Genomic DNA, 18,270 nt, shown 5'->3' with positions numbered 1-18,270 from the left:
TAAGTTAGAGTTTAGCAGCAACCTGACAATCGATTACAGGCTCAGGCAGCGTGTTCGGCGAGCACCGTCAATCCGCGCGCGTTCACTTCGGCGAAGCCGCCGCGGATCGCGATCGTCTCCGACGCGCCCCCGGCGGTGCGCTGAACGAGGAGATCGCCGTCGCGGATCGTCGACATCAGCGGCGCATGGCCTTCAAGCACGCCGAAGTCGCCTTCGGTGCCCGGGACGGTGACCATATAGACCTCTTCGCTGCGGACGAGGCGTTCGGGGGTGACGAGTTCGAAGTGGAGCATTTCACTTAACCTTCCCCCTCTCCCCTTCAGGGGAGAGGGCCGGGGAGAGGGGCAGTTTGCGGAGAAGGGGCTATTTGCTGCCCCTCTCCCAACCCTCTCCCCTGAAGGGGAGAGGGCTTTCTATTAACTACGCTTCCTGCGCGAGCTTCTCGGCCTTGGCGACGACGTCGTCGATGCCGCCGACCATGTAGAACGCCGACTCCGGCAGATGATCATACTCGCCGTTCACCACCGCCTTGAACGAGCGGACCGTGTCGTCGATCTGCACGAACTTGCCGCTGATGCCGGTGAACACTTCGGCGACGTGGAACGGCTGCGACAGGAACTTCTGGATCTTGCGCGCACGGCTGACGGTGAGCTTATCCTCTTCCGACAGCTCGTCCATGCCGAGGATCGCGATGATGTCCTGGAGGCTCTTGTACTTCTGCAGGATCGTCTGGACGGCACGCGCCGTGTCGTAGTGGTCCTGGCCGACAACGCGCGGCTCCAGCACGCGGCTTGTCGAATCCAGCGGATCGACCGCGGGATAGATGCCGAGTTCCGAGATTGCGCGGTTGAGCACGGTCGTCGCGTCCAGATGGGCGAACGACGTTGCCGGGGCCGGATCGGTAAGATCGTCCGCGGGGACGTACACGGCCTGCACCGAGGTGATCGACCCCTTGTTGGTCGAGGTGATCCGCTCCTGCAGCGCACCCATGTCGGTCGACAGCGTCGGCTGGTAGCCCACTGCCGACGGGATACGGCCGAGCAGCGCCGACACTTCGGCGCCCGCCTGGGTGAAGCGGAAGATGTTGTCGACGAAGAACAGCACGTCCTGGCCCTCAACGTCGCGGAAATATTCCGCGATCGTCAGGCCCGACAGTGCGACGCGGGCGCGTGCGCCCGGCGGCTCGTTCATCTGGCCGAACACGAGCGCGACCTTCGAGCCCTCCGACTGCGGATTGCCGTCGGCATCCTTGGCGATGACGCCAGCGTCGAGGAATTCGTGATAGAGATCGTTGCCCTCGCGGGTGCGCTCGCCGACGCCGGCGAACACGCTGGTGCCGCCGTGGCCCTTGGCGATGTTGTTGATCAGTTCCTGGATCAGCACGGTCTTGCCGACGCCGGCGCCGCCGAACAGGCCGATCTTGCCGCCCTTCGCATAGGGCGCGAGCAGGTCGATCACCTTGATGCCGGTGACGAGGATCGCGCTTTCGGTCGACTGGTCGACGAACAGCGGCGCGCTCGCATGGATCGGCGCGTGATGCTCGGAGTTGACCGGGCCACGCTCGTCGATCGGCTCACCGATAACGTTGAGGATGCGACCGAGCGTCGCCGGGCCGACCGGCACGGTGATCTGTGCGCCCGTGTCGGTCACGTTCTGGCCGCGGGTCAGGCCCTCGGTCGAGTCCATCGCGATCGTGCGGACGGTGTTTTCGCCGAGATGCTGCGCAACTTCGAGCACCAGCCGCTGGCCGTTGTTGCTCGTTTCCAGCGCCGACAGGATCGCGGGCAGATGATCCTGCTCGAACGTCACGTCGACGACGGCGCCGATCACCTGGCTGATGCGGCCCACTTTGTTGCTGCCCGAAATGGTCGGGCGATCCTCGAGGATGGTGGCCATCTTGCTTCTACCTTCTTCGTCGTACCTGCAGGGGCAGGAATGTGTCTGTTGTCGTGTCGGCCCGGATCGAACCGGGGTTAGTCTGTCGTCGCGTCGGTTGCGCCCGATATAGGCGCTGCCTCGGTAAACGTCACGGTCAGCCGGCGTTCGGTCGGAGTCGTGGTGCGCACCACGGCATAATCGGCACCCGCCTTAAGCTTGCCGACCAGCGGCTTTTCGCCGTGAATCGCCTTGACCGCCGTATCACCGCCAGTGACGCCGAGCTGCGATAGCGCTTGCTTCATCCAAGCATCAAACTGATCGCGCGCCTGCTGATCGTTCGCCATCTGCGGCTCGACCAGCCGGAATTCGACCTTGTTCAGCGCCTTCTCGTCACCGCTGGCGGTGAAATGCGCCATCACCGGGTTTGTCGCGGAGGGATCAGTCAGCGCGGTCGGCACTGCTTCCGATCGCCACTCCCCGCCCTTCTTCTCATAGGGGCCGGGGCGGAGGCCAATGCGGCCGAACTTGTCGATCGACGTCTTTGGATCGGAGAAGACGCCGCTCCAGCTGCCGCCCGCGAGGTTCGGCGAGGCGAAGGTCTGGCTGGTCTGCGGCGCGGCGGCCTGCTCGTTCGCGGCAGGCTCGCCGGAACAACCCGCCACGGCGAGTGCCGCTGACAGCATGATGCTCGTACGAATCACTGCCGTTGACTTCACAGGGCCTCGGCGCCCGAGATGATCTCGACCAGCTCGGTCGTGATCGCGGCCTGGCGCGCGCGGTTATACTGGATGCTCAGCCGCTTGATCATGTCGCCTGCGTTGCGCGTGGCATTGTCCATCGCGGTCATGCGGCTGCCCTGTTCGGACGCTGCATTTTCGAGCATCGCGCGGAAGATCTGGATCGCGACGTTGCGCGGGAGCAGATCGGCGAGGATCGCTTCCTCGTCGGGCTCATATTCGACCGCCGCGCCGCCATCGTTCGGCGTGTCGATGGTCGTGGTTGGCACTGCGACCGGGATGATCTGCATGCCGGTCGGGATCTGGACGAGCGCCGACTGGAACTTGGCGTAGAACAGATGCGCCACGTCAAACTCGCCTGCCTCGAAGCGTGCGATCAGATCGTCCGCCACTTCGCGCGCCTGGACGAAGCCAAGCTTCTTGTGCTGGCCAAGCTCGTGATCCGCGACGATCGACGTCGGGTAGAAGCGGCGCAGCACGCGGCCCTTCTTGCCGGCGAGATAGAAACGCACGGTCTTGCCCTGCGCTTCGAGCTCTTCGGCCTTCTTGCGTGCGGCGCGCACGATGTTGGTGTTGAACGCGCCAGCGAGGCCACGCTCGGACGTCGCGACGACCAGCAGGTGGACCTGATCCTTGCCCGTGCCGGCGAGCAGCCGCGGGCTATTCTCGCTCACCGTCACCTTCGAGGCGAGGCTGGCCATCACGCCTTCGAGCCGCTCGGCATAAGGGCGGCCAGCGACTGCCGCCTCCTGCGCGCGACGCAGCTTGGCGGCGGCGACCATCTTCATCGCCTTGGTGATCTTCTGCGTCGACTTCACCGAGCCGATGCGGATCTTGAGGGCCTTCAAACTTGCCATCGTGGTCCTCTAACTCCCTCTCCCCTTCAGGGGAGAGGGTCGGGGAGAGGGGCGATCACGAGCGCCGTGCCCTGCCCCTCTCCCGACTTCCCCCGGCTTCCGCCGGGGTCGTCCGCCCTCTCCCTGAAGGAGAGAGGGCAGTTGTTTAGGCGAACGTCTTCGCGAAGGCGTCGAGCGCGCTCTTCACGCCTGCCTTGGCCTCGTCGCCAAGATCGCGGGTGTCGCGGATCTTGGTCAGCGTGGCGGCGTGCTGGTCGCGCATGAACGCGAGCATCGCCGCCTCATAGCGCACCACATCCTGCACCGGCACGGTATCCAGATAGCCATTGGTGCCGGCGAAGATCGACACGGTCTGCTCCTCGAACGGCAGCGGGCTGAACTGCGGCTGCTTGAGCAGCTCGGTCAGCCGTGCGCCGCGGTTCAGCAGCTTCTGCGTCGAGGCGTCGAGATCCGAGCCGAACTGCGCGAATGCCGCCATCTCGCGATACTGCGCGAGCTCGAGCTTGATCGAGCCCGACACCTTCTTCATCGCCTTGGTCTGCGCGGCCGAGCCGACGCGGCTGACCGACAGGCCGACGTTGATCGCGGGGCGGATGCCGGCGAAGAACAGGTCGGTTTCGAGGAAGATCTGGCCGTCGGTGATCGAGATCACGTTCGTCGGGATGTAGGCCGAAACGTCGCCGGCCTGCGTTTCGATGATCGGCAGCGCGGTCAGCGAGCCGGAGCCGTTCGCTTCGTTCATCTTCGCCGCGCGCTCAAGCAGGCGCGAGTGAAGATAGAAAACGTCGCCGGGATAAGCTTCGCGGCCCGGCGGGCGGCGCAGCAGCAGCGACATCTGGCGATAGGCAACCGCCTGCTTTGAAAGATCGTCGTACACGATCAGGGCGTGCATGCCGTTGTCGCGGAAGAATTCGCCCATCGCGCAGCCGGTGTAGGGCGCGAGGAACTGCAGCGGCGCTGGCTCGGATGCGGTCGCGGCGACGACGATGGAATATTCCATCGCGCCATTCTCTTCGAGCGTCTTGACGATCTGCGCCACGGTCGAGCGCTTCTGGCCGATCGCGACGTAGATGCAGTAGAGCTTCTTCGTCTCGTCGTCGCCGGCGTTGACCGACTTCTGGTTGATGAACGTGTCGATCGCGACGGCCGACTTGCCGGTCTGACGATCGCCGATGATCAGCTCGCGCTGGCCGCGGCCGACCGGCACCAGCGCGTCGATCGCCTTGAGCCCGGTCTGCACCGGCTCGTGGACCGACTTGCGCGGGATGATGCCCGGCGCCTTCACTTCGACGCGGCGACGCTCGCTGCTGACGATCGGGCCCTTGCCGTCGATCGGATTGCCGAGGCCATCGACCACGCGGCCGAGCAGGCCACGGCCGACGGGCACGTCGACGATCGTGCCGGTGCGCTTGACGACGTCACCTTCCTTGATCTCCGAGTCCGACCCGAAGATCACGACGCCGACGTTATCGGCCTCAAGGTTGAGCGCCATGCCCTGCACGCCGTTCGAGAATTCGACCATCTCGCCCGCCTGGACGTTGTCGAGCCCGTAGATGCGCGCGATGCCGTCACCGACGCTGAGCACCTGGCCGGTCTCGCTGACCTGCGCTTCGGTGCCGAAATTGGCGATCTGGTCCTTGATGACCTTCGAGATTTCTGCGGCGCGGATATCCATCACTTAGCCTTTCATCGCGCTGGCGAGCGCATTCAATCGGGTACGGATCGACGAATCGATCATCTGGGAGCCGATGCGGACGACGAGCCCGCCGAGCAGGCGCGGATCGATCGACAGATCGACCGATACTTCGCGTCCGACACGGCGGCGAAGCTGCTGCTTGAGTTCGTCGACCTGATCATCGGTAAGCGCATGCGCGCTGGTGACTTCGGCGGAGACTTCGCCGCGATGGCGTGCGGCAAGCGCGCGGAAGGCGCGGATCACCGCGGGCAATTGCGCCAGCCGGCGGTTCTGCGCGAGCACGCCGAGGAAGCTCTTCGTCGTCGCGTCGACGCCGAGCTCGTCGGCGGTCGCGAGCACTGCCCGGCCAGCCGCCTCACGCGGGACGACCGGCGATGTCGTCAGTGCCTTGAAGTCGTCCGACTGATCGAGCGCGGCGCGCACCTTCGCAAGGCTAGCCTCAACCGTATCGATCGTCCTTGCCTGTTCGGCGAGGTCGAACAGCGCGGTCGCATAGCGTCCGCCCAGGCTCGCCTGGATGCTGCCACCTAGATTACCGCTGGAACCATCCACGCGAGTCGAATCCCCATTCGCACTAAGAGTTTACCCCCATGCAGAAACACGGCGCGCGAGCGGCACCGATGCTTGGGTTGGCGGGCGCGTAGCAAAGGGGTAGCGCGGATGCAACAATCGGTGACGGGAGAGACTGCAATGGGCGACATGATCCGCATGACGATGAGCGACGGCGCGGAGATCGCGGTCTATCATGCCGCACCCGAGGGCGAGCGGCGCGGCGGGGTGGTGCTGGTGCAGGAAATCTTCGGCGTCACCGATCATATCCGCGAAATGGCCGACGATTTCGCGAGCGAAGGCTATGAGGTGCTATCGCCCGCGCTGTTCGATCGCGAGCATCCGGGGTTCGAGGCGAGCTATACCGGCCCCGATTTCGAGCGCGCGGTGGAACTCGCGCGCAAGCTGCACCCGTTCGAGCTGTCGCTGAAGGACACGCAGACGTGCATCGATACGCTGGCGGGCAAGGGCGCGGTGTTCGTGATCGGCTATTGTTATGGCGGCTCGGTGGCGTGGGCGGCGGCGACCAAGCTCGATCGCGTCGCGGCGGCGTCCGCCTATTACGGCAGCATGGTACCGCAGTTCGCCGAGGAGGCAGCGCCGCGCGTGCCCGTGATCGCGCATTTTGGCCGGTTCGACGGCGGCATCCCGATGGAGGGGGTGGAAAAGGTGATCGCGAAGGAATTCCCGCTCGCCGAGGTATTCGTCTACGAAGCCGGGCACGGGTTCAACTCGGACCGGCGCAAGGACTATCACGAGCAATCGGCCGATCTGGCGCGCGAGCGGACGCTGGCGTTGTTCCGCGCGAACGGAGGGTAATTGCGTGGGGCGATCGCCCCTATTTCTTCTCTTCAGCTTCCGCCGCCGTTTTCGCCACGACCGCCGCCGCACCGGCGGCGATCACCTCCGGCCCGTTCTTTCCCGCATCGAGCGCGGCGATCATGCGAATGGCGGCATTGTCCGCGCCGGCATGCGGATCATAAGCGAGCGGGCGGAGCAATCTCTTGGCTTCGGCCAACTCGTTCGCCTCGAGCCGCGCCATCGCGGCAGCGAAGCGCACGCCTTCGTCCTGCGGCGCGAGTTCCTGCGCGCGCAGGAGCCCGGTGATCGCCGACGGCCTTGGCTTGCGCCCCTCCATCGCGAAACTCTGCCAGAACAACCACAAGGGTCGCGCATCGTCGGGATCGTTGCGATTGGCGGCAATGATGCTTTGCCGCGCCGCATCCCACGCCGCCGCGTCGGTCGATTTGGCCTCTTCGAGCGCGCGGAGCTTCACCATCCCACGATACAGCAGCGCCTGCATCGACTTGGGATCGCGCGCGATTGCCTTGGCCGCAGCAGCCTCCGATGCATCGTTCTGATCGGCATCATAAGCCATTTCGGCAAGCCATCCCTGCACCACCGGATCATCGGGGAACCGCGCGGCGATCGGCGCGGCCTTGTTGTAGAGCTTGATCCCGCTCTCGCGATCGACGCCGCGAACCGATTCCATCCGCAGATCGATCAGTGCCGCTTCACCCCGCGTCAGCGCGCGAACCGTGACCGTCGGCAGTTGCGCATCGACATAAGGTGAGGTCAGGCCCGGCAGGGTGCGCTTCGACAGATAGCCGCTCACTTCGCGGTTCATCGTGCCGAGATCGCCGAACGCCTGACGTGCCGCCTTGATGCCGGGGACGCCTTGGTTGATCGCGGCAATGTACTTCCCAAACTGGGCGGCGCGTGTGGGATTGAAGCTGACAAAATGCGTCAGCAGCCAACCACGCCCATAGAAGGCATCGATCTGTTCGCTCGACGTCAGCCGGCCGCGCAAGGCGGGATCGAACAGCTGTTCGGCGCTGAAGCGCTGCCCGCCCATCAAGCCATAGGCGCGATGCTGCGCCGGGTAACCGATCACCGCGGCAGTGGGGCCGGTCTTCATCGTCGAGGCGAATTCGGCGAAGCCTTCGGCGTACCACGCCGGAAAGGCGAGATTGTAGCTGCCGAGCAGGAAGTGGTGCGCATATTCGTGAAACAGCACCAGCCGGCCGTTGTTCGAGGCGGTCGTCCAGCCACCCTTGCCGCTGAACGCGAGCGATCCACTAACCCGCGACATATAAAAGCCGCCGACGTTCGTGCAGCGACACAGACGCGCGATGTCGCGATCGTCGACCAGGAACACGGTCAGCTTGCGTGATGCGATGTCGGGTTCGTCGGCCACGTGCATGAAGCGGCGCAGCCCAGCGTCGAGCCGCTCGAGCGCCTCGGACTGGCGCCGGATCGCGGTGTCGCTGCTGTCGGCATAAAGCACGAAGTGGCGTGAGCGCGCCTCAAGCCACTCGGCACGCGCCGAAGGTGCGACCAGCAGCGCACAAAGCGTCGCGACCATAATACGCCAGCGCATGCTCACCCCCTGCCCCATCCCCCAATGGACAAACAGGTTAGCGCCACTTCCGCACAGCGAAACCCCTATTGCGCCCGGCCCCTCGCTTGCACCGCGGCGCGCCGCGCCTCGACGGAATCGGGGGTGACCGCGGCATTGGCGGTAGAGGAACGCTCATGCTCCAGTGCCATCGCTTCGCCGAACGGGCGCGCGAAGCCATCGTCGATCAGCTTCTTGTAAGCGCCGATGAAGTCCGCGTCGGCCGAGGCAATGTCGGCGGCCAGCTTGCGCGCGGCAGGCAGCAGCTCGGCGGCCAGGACGACGCGGTTCACCAGCCCCCAGCGTTCCGCGGTGACCGCATCGAGGAAGTTGCCGCTCAGCGACAATTCCTTCGCGCGCGAGATGCCGATCAGCCGCGACAGCTTCTGGCTGAGGCCCCAGCCGGGCATCACGCCGACGCGCGCGTGCGTATCGGCGAAACGCGCATTCTCGCTTGCGATCAGGATGTCGCAGGCGAGCGCCACCTCGAACCCGCCAGTGATCGCGACCCCGTTGATCGCGCCGATCACCGGCTTGCGGCATAGCTCGATCGCCTTGACCGGGTTCTCCTGCGCGCCCGTGGCGTTGGCGGAGCCGAGCGCTCCGGGCTCGGAGCCCAGCTCCTTGAGATCCAGCCCGGCGGTGAAGGCGCGCTCGCCCGCGCCGGTCAGCACGACCGCGCGCACCTCATCATCCGCGTCGATCGCGGTCATCACCTGATACAGCCGCGTGCGTAGCGCCTTCGACAGGGCATTCATCGCCTGCGGCCGGTTCAGCGTCACCGTCGCGACGCCATCGGCCTTTTCGACCAGTACCAGATCGGTCATCAGCATCTCTCCCGTGTTTGATCCCGTCCTACCGCGATGTTCCACTCCGCACCAAGCCTCTGGCGCCGGCACCGGCGCGGCCATAGCATGCGCTCGTATCGTCGGGGGGCATGCGTGAAACGAGCGATCTTCTTCGGAGCGGCGTTGTCGCTCGGGGTGTCGGCCTTGGCGGCCGAGCAGGCGGAGCCGCCCGCCGTCGGCTTACTTAACCGAGTGGTTGCGGCGGCTGAGCGCGGTGACTGCAACGCTGTCCTGCCGCTGGTCGCCAAGCTGAAGACGATGCGCGAGTTCGCCGATGTACCTGCGTTACGACTTGTCACGCTGCATCTGTCGGCAAGCTGCCTGCACGAACTCAAGCAACCAAGCGCCGCATATGACGATGCGCTGGCAGGAAGCACACTGCCTGACAGCGACGACTACCTCTGGCGCTTGCGGCTATACTATGAGGTCGAGAGAAAAGACTGGCCGGCGGTCGTCGCCACGATCGAGGCGCTCAGCAATGGCCGCGGCGCGACGCTCAACGCGCTGCCGATCAGTAATCTATACACAATCGACACCCAGCTGAAGCGGGCGAAGCTTGCCGCACTGCGCCAGCGCCTTCTCACGGTGCTGGCCGCCGACAGCTATTGGCCTGACGAGCCGGGCGCGACCAACGAGGGTTTCCGCTACCGCAACGCCCTTGCCCTGCAGGAAGCCGGAGACACCAAGGCCGCGCTTGATCTGGTCCGCGGCTTGACGAGCCCCTCGCTTGTGGTCGGCCTCACGCTCGATCCGCGCTTCCGCGCCGCCTTCCCTGCCGAATACGACATTCGCGCGACCGTAGAGCGCGATCTCGCCGCGCAACGCACCGCTGCGGACCGCCATCCCGATGCGATCGGCCCGCTCGTCCGCGTCGCAGACGACCTGCGCCTGCTCGGTCGTCCGCGCGAGGCGCTCGCCACGCTCGATACGATTCGCGCAAAGGTGATGGGCAACGCCCCACTGGTCGATCGCGACGAACAGGCAATCTGGTGGTGGGATCAGATCGCACGCGCGCACCACGCCGATGGCGATGCGCCGGCGGCGATCGCCGCGCTGCGCAGCGGCCGCGCGCTGTCGGAGCACGGCTCGACCAACGTCAGCCTGACCATCAATCTCGCAAACACGCAGCTCGTCACGGGCGACCCGGCCGCCGCGCTTGCGACGCTGGCCGGGTTCAAGACCGATGACGGCAGCGCCAGTCCGTACGGCGTGATGCAGATGATCTCCGTGCGCGGCTGCGCGCGGGTGCGAACCGGTGACCAGTCCGGCGCCGACACCGATCTCGCCTACGCCCGCGCGCATGAAGACGATGATCCAGCCACTGCCACGGCGCTGCTATTGTGTCGCGGCGATCAGGAAGGCGCCGCCGCGTCGCTCGTTGCGCGGCTCGCCAATCCCGAGCGGCGCGCTCGTGCGCTTGAGGAACTCAGCACGTTCGACGAGCCCTCGACGCGCCTGCCGCCAGATCCGATTCGTGCCGCATGGACGGCGGTAGGCCAGCGTCCGGACGTGCAGGCCGCGGCCGAGAAGGCCGGGGGCGTGCGCCGCTTCGCCATCCAGCGCTCAGGCTTCTGACGCTTTGATCGCAAGTCACGGGATGCCCGCGCTCGCCCAAGCGCGTACATCAGCGGCATGACCGACGCCATCGACACCGACGCTGCCTGGGCCGCCTTCGAGCACCGCGATCGCAACGCCGACGGGCAGTTCGTCGTCGCGGTGCGGACGACCGGGATCTATTGCAAGCCGAGTTGCCCGGCGCGTCACCCCAAGCGCGAGAATGTGCGTTTCTATACGGCGCCGGCCGAAGCGCTGGCGGCAGGGTTTCGCGCGTGCCTGCGCTGCCGCCCCGACGAGGTAGGGCGCGATCGCGTCGCGGTGGCGCAAGCAATCGAGTGGATCGAGGCTGCGGAGGAAGCGCCTTCGCTGGAGGGGCTGGCGGCGCGGGTCGGCTATGCACCGCACCACTTCCACCGCCTGTTCAAGCGCGCGACCGGGGTGACGCCGGCGGCCTATGCGCGCGGGCTGAAGGCGCGGCGCGCGGCGGTTGCGCTGGCGGACGGCAGCAGCGTGACCGCGGCGATCTACGAAGCGGGCTATTCCGCGCCGAGCCGATTCTATGCGCATGGCGCGGCGCGGCTGGGGATGAGCCCGAGCGCCTGGACGCGCGGTGGGGCGGGCGTCACGATCCGCTGGGTGATCGTCGACACGAGCCTCGGCGCGATGCTGGTCGCCGCGACCGATCGCGGGCTGTGCCGGATCGCGTTCGATGCGGACGCGACGTCGCTGAGCGCGATCTTCCCGCGTGCGGAGATCCTGCCCGGCGGCGCGGCGTTGGCAACACTGGCGGCGCAAGTCGTCGAAGCGGTCGAATCGCCCGAGCGCGATCGCGACTTGCCGCTCGACGTGCGCGGCACCGCGTTTCAGGAGGCTATCTGGCAAGCGTTGCGGTCAATCCCGCCGGGCGAGACGCGCAGCTATGCCGAGCTTGCCGCGATGGCCGGCCGCCCCGGTGCGGTGCGCGCGGCCGGATCGGCATGCGGCGCGAATCATGTGCCGGTGCTGATCCCCTGCCACCGCGTGACTCGCACCGATGGCGCGATCGGCGGCTATGCCTACGGCCCCGAGCGCAAGCGCACGTTGCTGGCGCGCGAGCGTGGCTAGATCCGGCGCAAATTCGCCCCGCGACCAACGGTATATGGCCATTAAGCAAATCGAAAACCGTTCCGGGTAGCGTTCGCCTGTCGATTAGTGGGACGGGAAGCGAACGTGAGCGCATTCGGGCGTCGTAACGGGGTAGGATCGGGCACACGCCCGGGATTTGGCGTCGCCCGGCCGATGCAGGGCGGCTCCGGCCGGCCCGAAGGTGGCGAGCAGTTTCCGCCGCTCGACAGCGTCGCGATGCCGGGTGAGATCGCCGCGCCCGAATTGGTTGGCGGGATGGCTGGCCAGGGCGACGCGATGCAGCGCCTCGCGGATCGCCAAGCCGCCTCCGGTGAAGCGGGCAACAGCCGCGTCGAGGGCTTCGAACAGTCGATCCACAAGATCAAGGAACAGGTGCTGCCGCGCCTGCTCGAACGTGTCGATCCTGAGGCCGCCGCGACGCTGGGCAAGGACGAGCTGGCGGAGGAATTCCGCCCGATCATCGGAGAAGTGCTCGCCGAACTGAAGCTGACGCTCAATCGGCGCGAGCAATTCGCGCTGGAAAAGGTGCTCGTCGACGAACTGCTCGGGCTCGGGCCGCTTGAGGAGCTGCTGGCCGATCCGGAAATCTCGGACATCATGGTCAACGGGCCCGACCAGACCTTCATCGAAAAGAAGGGCAAGCTGCAGCTCGCGCACATCCAGTTCCGCGACGAGGAGCATCTGTTCCAGATCGCGCAGCGCATCTGCAACTCGGTCGGCCGGCGCGTCGATCAGACCTCGCCGCTGGCCGACGCGCGGCTCAAGGACGGCAGCCGCGTCAACGTGATCGTGCCGCCGCTGTCGTTGCGCGGCACCGCGATCTCGATTCGTAAATTCTCCGCCAAGCCGATCACGCTCGACATGATGGCGGGCTTCGGCTCGATGTCGCCAAAGATGGCGACCGCGCTGAAAATCGCCGGGGCGTGCCGCTTCAACATCGTCATCTCGGGCGGCACCGGCTCGGGCAAGACGACGATGCTGAACGCGCTATCGAAGATGATCGACCCGGGCGAGCGCGTGCTGACGATCGAGGACGCCGCCGAGCTTCGCCTGCAGCAGCCGCACTGGCTGCCGCTGGAAACGCGCCCCGCCAACCTCGAGGGTCAGGGCGAGATCTCGATCCGCGACCTTGTGAAGAACGCGCTGCGTATGCGCCCGGATCGCATCATCCTGGGCGAGATTCGCGGGTCAGAGTGTTTCGACATGCTCTCGGCGATGAACACAGGGCACGATGGCTCGATGTGTACGCTTCACTCCAACTCGCCACGCGAAGCGCTGGCGCGCATGGAGAACATGGTGATGATGTCGGACATTAAAGTGCCGAAGGAAGCGATCAGCCGCCAGATCGCCGATTCGGTCGACATGATCATCCAGGTAAAGCGTCTGCGCGACGGTTCGCGCCGCGTGACCAACGTGACCGAGGTGATCGGCATGGAAGGCCCCGTCATCGTGACGCAGGAGCTCTTCAAGTTCGAATATCTCGACGAGGGCGCCGATGGGAAGATCATCGGCGAATATCGCGCGATGGGGTTGCGGCCTTACTCGCTCGACAAGGCCAAGCAGTTCGGCTTCGACCACGCGTTCCTTGAGGCGTGCCTCTAGGGGCCGGGCGGATGGTGGGCGCTGACGGGTTCGAACCGCCGACCTACTCGGTGTAAACGAGCCGCTCTACCAGCTGAGCTAAGCGCCCCCTCTCGGGAGGCCGGCGGTGTAGCGCGATTTGTGGAGCGCACAAGGCACTTCCTGGCCTGGAACATGCCGGTTGTAACCGCGAGCGCATTGCCCCGGTGCTCGGCGGGTTGTTCGCCCCAAGCGAAACTGCGGTCGATTAAACCGAGGTTCAGGTCGAACGCCGCTTCGCTGAGCCCCGCGTCGGCCGCAACATCTAGACCAACGGCAAGTCCAATGCACGGACGGTCGCGACATAACGATGCATTGCGTCAAGACCGCTCTCGCTGAGCGACATGAAGGCGCGGCGCCGATCGAACGGATCGGGGCGGTGTTCGAACAGGCCCGCTTCGGTGAGCCGCGCGATCCAGCGCAACGCTGTGGTAGGCGCCATCGCCGCGGCAATGCACAGGCTCGACACCGACACCTGCGCGCGTTCCAAGTGCGCCGCGTAGAGATCCAGCATCATATCCCACGCGGGATCCTCGAACATTCCTTCGCCGAAATGCCGATCCCGCATCCGCCGCGCGCGCACAATGTGACGGATTTCGGCGGGCGCAACGGCCGGACGGCCATCGCTCTCGGCGGCGAAGCCGAGCGTGCGGTCGGCGACATTCGGCTTTGCACGATCATCGTGCGTCGAGAGGCTCGCCAGCACGTTCGTGATGCGCGCGACCTCAGCGTTCAAATGCGCGAGGCGCACGCTTTCGCTCTCCCCGACGCGGTCGTGCAGCACGAGCTGATCGACTAGTTGCAGCGACGCGAGCGCCCCCACCCAGTCGAATGGACGAGGCGCACATAGGATCTCATGTCCCGACACCAGCAATCCGGCAGCCGTTGTGTCGATCTGCGACTCGGCAATGCCGGCGATCACCGAAAGATCGCGTCCGGCAGCCAGACCGTCGAGCCGCGGAAGCGTCTCGGCAAGCCGGTCCTCGGCAACGTCCTGCGCCTCGAGCAGGATCACGGGCCTTGCGCCCACAAGACTGATCCGCTCGACCGCCTCATCCCATTCGACCTGCGCAATCACGCGCCCGCCGGCCAGGCCGACCGCCTCAACAGCGGTGCTTGCCGTTCCATATCCCCCGCCGCCGACAATGATCGCGTCAATACGCGCGCCCTGCCCCGGCACAACATCATGCGTCGTCACGTTCATGCGCTGCTCCGATCCGTGGCGAACCGCACCCCTTTCGGCTTGCCACGGAAAGGCACCATAAGCCTCCAAGATGGACGGACTATACTATGTTGTACCTAACAGTAACCATTATGGATTAAATTGCATTAACCAAGCGCTTTGACGATCTCCTCGACCATCTTCTTCGCGTCGGCCAGCAGCATCATTGTATTGTCCATGTAGAACACGTCATTGTCGACGCCGGCATAGCCAACACCGCCCATCGAACGCTTGACGAACAGGACCGTCTTGGCCTTTTCGACATCCAGGATCGGCATGCCGTAGATCGGCGAGGTCTTGTCGGTCTTCGCTGCCGGGTTGGTGACATCGTTCGCGCCGATCACGAACGCGACGTCGGTCTGCGAGAACTCGGAATTGATGTCTTCCAGCTCGAAGACTTCATCGTAGGGCACGTTGGCTTCGGCGAGCAGCACGTTCATGTGGCCCGGCATGCGCCCGGCGACGGGATGGATCGCGTATTTCACGCGCACCCCTTCTTCCTTCAACTTGTCGCCCATTTCGCGCAGCACGTGCTGCGCCTGCGCTACGGCCATGCCGTAGCCGGGGACGATGATGACCTGCTCGGCTTGCTTCATCAGGAAGGCGGCGTCCTCGGCCGAGCCGCGCTTCCACGGGCGCTGCTCCTTCGCTTCGCCACCGCCGGCCGACGCTTCGGCACCGAAGCCGCCGGCGATCACGCTGATGAAGCTGCGGTTCATCGCGCGGCACATGATGTAGCTAAGGATCGCGCCCGAGCTGCCGACCAGCGCGCCGGTGATGATCATCGCGGTATTGTGCAGCGTGAAGCCCATCGCCGCGGCGGCCCAGCCAGAATAGCTGTTCAGCATCGACACGACGACCGGCATGTCGGCGCCGCCGATCGGGATGATCAGCAGGAAACCGATCGCGAACGACAGCGCGACGACGATCCAGAAGTTGATCGGCTCCTGCGTCAGCCAGAAGTTGAACGCGAAGAAGGCGATCATCAGCCCGACGCCGATGTTGATCGCATGGCGCATCGGCAGCATGATCGGCGCGCCGCCCATGTTGCCGTTGAGCTTGAGGAAGGCGATCACCGATCCTGAGAAGGTAATCGCGCCGATCGCGACGCCGAGGATCATCTCGATCCGGCTGACCGGATGGATCGAGGCGAACGGCTGGCCGATCAACGGCGTGACAATATCGGCGATGCCGAACGCGACCGGGTTGAGGTAGGCAGCGACGGCGACCAGCACTGCGGCGAGGCCGACGAGGCTGTGGAACGCGGCGACGAGCTGCGGCATGTCGGTCATCGCGATCTTACGCGCGGTAACGATGCCGATCGCGGCGCCCAGGCCGATCGCGGCGAGGATTTCGATCACCGCAAGCGTGTCGATCCGCTGCATCACGGCAGCGTAATCATAGCCTGAAACCTCGCCGATCGCGAGCACGGGCATGACGGGCACGTGCGTGACGAGCGTCGTCACCACCGCGATCGCCATGCCGATCATGCCGAAGCGATTGCCGGCCTGGCTCGACGCCGGGCTTGAAAGCCCGCGCAGCGCCAGGATGAAGCACACCCCCGCCACCAGATAGGCGAGCGCTGCCCAGGGATTGTCCGCGACCTGTTCCACTACCTGTTCCCCTGTTCCGTCGTCCTGGCCCGAACCGGGACCGCCCTCCCCCAACGCGTGCCTGTGGCGCGCGACCCCGGGCATTCGCCGGGGTGCCGGGTCGTGTTTAGTGCTTCGCGACCGCCGGCCGCTCCTTCTTCTTGTACATCGCGAGCATCCGCTGCGTGACCGCGAAGCCGCCAAAGATGTTGATGCTTGCCAGCACGACGCCAAGCAGCCCGAGCCATTTCGAACTTGAGCTTCCGCTGGCGGCGGCGGCGATCAGCGCTCCGACGATGATGACCGAGGAGATGGCGTTGGTGACTGCCATCAGCGGCGTATGCAGCGCCGGCGTGACCGCCCAAACGACGAAATAGCCAACGAAGCAAGCCAGCACGAAGATCGACAGGATCGCGATGAAGTTCATGGTCTACTCCTGATCCTCCCCGGCACGGGGAGGGGGACCGCCGACCGCAGGGCGGTGGTGGAGGGGGCGGGCAACGAGCGACGCGATCGAGGCAGCTACCTCGTCAGCATGACTCAGAATGTCAGCGGCAGGGATGCGCAAGACACGATATCCGTTGTCGGTAAGAAATCGATCTCGGCTGGCATCATCATCGATCGCTCGAGGCTGAGAATGGACTTCACCATCCACCTCGATAACGAGGCGCGCCTCAGCGCAATAGAAATCGACCACATACGGCCCGATCGGATGTTGCCGACGAAACCGCACCACGCCGCCGCGAAGACGCTGCCACAGCGGGACTTCAGGATAGCTCATCACGCGCCGTAGCTTTCGGGCGATCACCACTTCAGGGCGCAGCATCGGACGCTGGCCCCCTCCACCACGCCCTTCGGGCGCGGTCCCCCTCCCCGTTCCGGGGAGGATCATGATGAAAGCAAACGCGCGTTAACAACCTTGCCATCCTTCGTCAGCCGTACCGCATCGCCAATTTCCTCATCGAGGATGGGGCGGCCGGCTTCCTTGTCCCAGAAGGCGGAGAGGAAGTTGAACAGGTTGCGCGAGAACAGCGCCGACGCATCCGCCGCGAGCCGCGAGGGCACGTTGCGGTGGCCGACGATCTTCACGCCGTGGCGCTCGACGACCTCGCCCAGCACCGCGCCCTCGACGTTGCCGCCCTGCTCGACCGCGAGATCGACGATCACGCTGCCAGGGCGCATCGTCGCAATCTGTGCGTCGCTGATCAGGCGCGGCGCGGGCCGGCCGGGGATCAGCGCGGTGGTGATGACGATATCCTGCTTGGCGATATGGCCGGATACCAGCTCGGCCTGCGCCTTCTGATATTCCTCGCTCATTTCGGTCGCATAGCCGCCGGAGCCTTCGCCCTCGATGCCCTTCACATTCTCGACAAAGATCGGCTTGGCGCCGAGCGACTGGATCTGCTCCTTGGTCGCCGAGCGCACGTCGGTGGCCGACACCTGCGCACCGAGCCGCCGCGCGGTGGCGAGCGCCTGCAAGCCCGCGACGCCGACGCCCATCACGAAGACCTTGGCGGCCGAAACCGTCCCCGCCGCCGTCATCATCATCGGAAACGCGCGGCCATATTCGGCCGCGGCATCGAGCACCGCCTTGTAGCCCGACAGGTTCGATTGCGAGGAGAGGATATCCATCGACTGCGCCCGCGTGATGCGCGGCATGAACTCCATCGCCAGCGCCTCGATCCCCGCCGCCGCATAAGCGTCGACGCGGGCGCGCTCACCGAACGGGTTGAGCCCAGCGGCAAGCCAGGCGCCCGGCTTGGCGCCGGCGAGCGACGCCGGGTCCGGCCCCTGCACGCCGAGGATGATATCGGCCCCCGCCAGCACTGTGGCGCGATCGGCGACCATCGCGCCGGCATCGGCATAAGCCTGGTCGGCAATCGACGCGGTCACGCCCGCGCCCGTCTCCACGGCGAAATCGGCACCAAGCTGAATGAACTTCTTCACCGTTTCCGGTGTCGCCGCCACTCGCCGTTCGCCGTCCGCCCCCTCTTTGAGGACAGCGATCTTCATGGCTTACGCGATCAGCCAGACGACGAGCGCCGCGATCAGGACGCTCACGATCGTGCCCCACTTCAGCAGGCTGATGACGCCATCGTAAGTGGCGGCATGCGCCTTGATATCGCCGGCGTCGGCACGATGGTCGGCCATAGTCATCCTCTTCGTCGATTGCTCTTGCGATCACCTTATC

The 18,270-nt window shown here is 65.6% G+C and carries 18 protein-coding genes and 1 tRNA gene; 4 read left to right on the top strand and 15 right to left on the bottom strand.

Going from position 1 to position 18,270, the window contains the following annotated elements:
- Window positions 1–41: 41 nt before the first annotated feature.
- The 6 genes from LLW23_RS15165 to LLW23_RS15140 form a co-directional block, all read right to left on the bottom strand.
- Window positions 42–293, bottom strand: coding sequence for an ATP synthase F1 subunit epsilon (locus tag LLW23_RS15165; protein WP_228946330.1), 252 nt, complete (start codon window positions 291–293; stop codon window positions 42–44).
- A gap of 127 nt (window positions 294–420) precedes the next feature.
- Window positions 421–1,896 carry a F0F1 ATP synthase subunit beta gene (gene atpD / locus LLW23_RS15160; protein WP_228946329.1) on the bottom strand — a complete coding sequence of 492 codons (1,476 nt, stop codon included), beginning with the start codon at window positions 1,894–1,896 and terminating at the stop codon, window positions 421–423.
- A gap of 77 nt (window positions 1,897–1,973) precedes the next feature.
- Window positions 1,974–2,579: a hypothetical protein gene (locus LLW23_RS15155; RefSeq protein WP_228946328.1), complete on the bottom strand. Its 606-nt coding sequence runs from the start codon at window positions 2,577–2,579 to the stop codon at window positions 1,974–1,976.
- A gap of 11 nt (window positions 2,580–2,590) precedes the next feature.
- A complete protein-coding gene (locus LLW23_RS15150; RefSeq protein WP_228946327.1) occupies window positions 2,591–3,472 on the bottom strand; it encodes a F0F1 ATP synthase subunit gamma in 882 nt (293 codons plus the stop codon).
- 145 nt (window positions 3,473–3,617) lie between these two features.
- The gene (gene atpA / locus LLW23_RS15145) at window positions 3,618–5,147 is read right to left on the bottom strand and encodes a F0F1 ATP synthase subunit alpha (protein WP_228946326.1); all 1,530 of its coding nucleotides are present in this window, start codon (window positions 5,145–5,147) and stop codon (window positions 3,618–3,620) included.
- 3 nt (window positions 5,148–5,150) lie between these two features.
- On the bottom strand, window positions 5,151–5,720 hold the full coding sequence (locus LLW23_RS15140) for a F0F1 ATP synthase subunit delta (RefSeq protein ID WP_228946325.1): 570 nt from the start codon (window positions 5,718–5,720) through the stop codon (window positions 5,151–5,153).
- Window positions 5,721–5,828: 108 nt separating this feature from the next.
- Between LLW23_RS15140 and LLW23_RS15135 the strand changes: the two genes are divergently transcribed.
- Entirely contained in the window at window positions 5,829–6,536 is a 708-nt protein-coding gene (locus LLW23_RS15135; RefSeq protein ID WP_228946324.1) for a dienelactone hydrolase family protein, read from the top strand.
- 19 nt (window positions 6,537–6,555) lie between these two features.
- Here LLW23_RS15135 and LLW23_RS15130 read toward each other — a convergent pair whose 3' ends face one another.
- Window positions 6,556–8,097, bottom strand: coding sequence for a tetratricopeptide repeat protein (locus LLW23_RS15130; RefSeq protein WP_228946323.1), 1,542 nt, complete (start codon window positions 8,095–8,097; stop codon window positions 6,556–6,558).
- A 65-nt stretch (window positions 8,098–8,162) separates the two neighbouring features.
- Window positions 8,163–8,942: an enoyl-CoA hydratase gene (locus LLW23_RS15125; RefSeq protein WP_228946322.1), complete on the bottom strand. Its 780-nt coding sequence runs from the start codon at window positions 8,940–8,942 to the stop codon at window positions 8,163–8,165.
- Window positions 8,943–9,056: 114 nt separating this feature from the next.
- Here LLW23_RS15125 and LLW23_RS15120 point away from each other — a divergent pair, with 114 nt between their 5' ends.
- The 3 genes from LLW23_RS15120 to LLW23_RS15110 all read left to right on the top strand — a co-directional run bounded on the left by LLW23_RS15120 (window position 9,057) and on the right by LLW23_RS15110 (window position 13,247).
- The gene (locus LLW23_RS15120) at window positions 9,057–10,538 is read left to right on the top strand and encodes a tetratricopeptide repeat protein (RefSeq protein WP_228946321.1); all 1,482 of its coding nucleotides are present in this window, start codon (window positions 9,057–9,059) and stop codon (window positions 10,536–10,538) included.
- Window positions 10,539–10,595: 57 nt separating this feature from the next.
- A complete protein-coding gene (gene ada, locus LLW23_RS15115; RefSeq protein WP_228946320.1) occupies window positions 10,596–11,624 on the top strand; it encodes a bifunctional DNA-binding transcriptional regulator/O6-methylguanine-DNA methyltransferase Ada in 1,029 nt (342 codons plus the stop codon).
- 105 nt (window positions 11,625–11,729) lie between these two features.
- On the top strand, window positions 11,730–13,247 hold the full coding sequence (locus tag LLW23_RS15110) for a CpaF family protein (RefSeq protein ID WP_228946319.1): 1,518 nt from the start codon (window positions 11,730–11,732) through the stop codon (window positions 13,245–13,247).
- 12 nt (window positions 13,248–13,259) lie between these two features.
- On the opposite strand, the gene LLW23_RS15105 is transcribed toward LLW23_RS15110, so the two are convergent.
- The 7 genes from LLW23_RS15105 to LLW23_RS15075 form a co-directional block, all read right to left on the bottom strand.
- Window positions 13,260–13,335 (bottom strand) — tRNA-Val (locus LLW23_RS15105).
- Window positions 13,336–13,530: 195 nt separating this feature from the next.
- Window positions 13,531–14,469, bottom strand: coding sequence for a MarR family winged helix-turn-helix transcriptional regulator (locus LLW23_RS15100; RefSeq protein WP_228946318.1), 939 nt, complete (start codon window positions 14,467–14,469; stop codon window positions 13,531–13,533).
- 125 nt (window positions 14,470–14,594) lie between these two features.
- A complete protein-coding gene (locus LLW23_RS15095; protein WP_228946317.1) occupies window positions 14,595–16,100 on the bottom strand; it encodes an NAD(P)(+) transhydrogenase (Re/Si-specific) subunit beta in 1,506 nt (501 codons plus the stop codon).
- Between the two features lie 106 nt (window positions 16,101–16,206).
- Window positions 16,207–16,506, bottom strand: coding sequence for an NAD(P) transhydrogenase subunit alpha (locus tag LLW23_RS15090; RefSeq protein WP_228946316.1), 300 nt, complete (start codon window positions 16,504–16,506; stop codon window positions 16,207–16,209).
- A gap of 3 nt (window positions 16,507–16,509) precedes the next feature.
- A complete protein-coding gene (locus LLW23_RS15085) occupies window positions 16,510–16,905 on the bottom strand; it encodes an endonuclease domain-containing protein (protein WP_228946315.1) in 396 nt (131 codons plus the stop codon).
- A 62-nt stretch (window positions 16,906–16,967) separates the two neighbouring features.
- The gene (locus LLW23_RS15080; RefSeq protein ID WP_228946314.1) at window positions 16,968–18,092 is read right to left on the bottom strand and encodes an NAD(P) transhydrogenase subunit alpha; all 1,125 of its coding nucleotides are present in this window, start codon (window positions 18,090–18,092) and stop codon (window positions 16,968–16,970) included.
- A gap of 3 nt (window positions 18,093–18,095) precedes the next feature.
- On the bottom strand, window positions 18,096–18,230 hold the full coding sequence (locus LLW23_RS15075; protein ID WP_228946313.1) for an aa3-type cytochrome c oxidase subunit IV: 135 nt from the start codon (window positions 18,228–18,230) through the stop codon (window positions 18,096–18,098).
- Window positions 18,231–18,270: the final 40 nt, after the last annotated feature.

It is taken from the genome of Sphingomonas radiodurans, assembly GCF_020866845.1.
Taxonomy (GTDB): Bacteria; Pseudomonadota; Alphaproteobacteria; order Sphingomonadales; family Sphingomonadaceae; genus Sphingomonas; species Sphingomonas radiodurans.
Note: the sequence above shows the minus strand (reverse complement) of the source record. Positions and strands in the feature narration are given on the sequence as shown.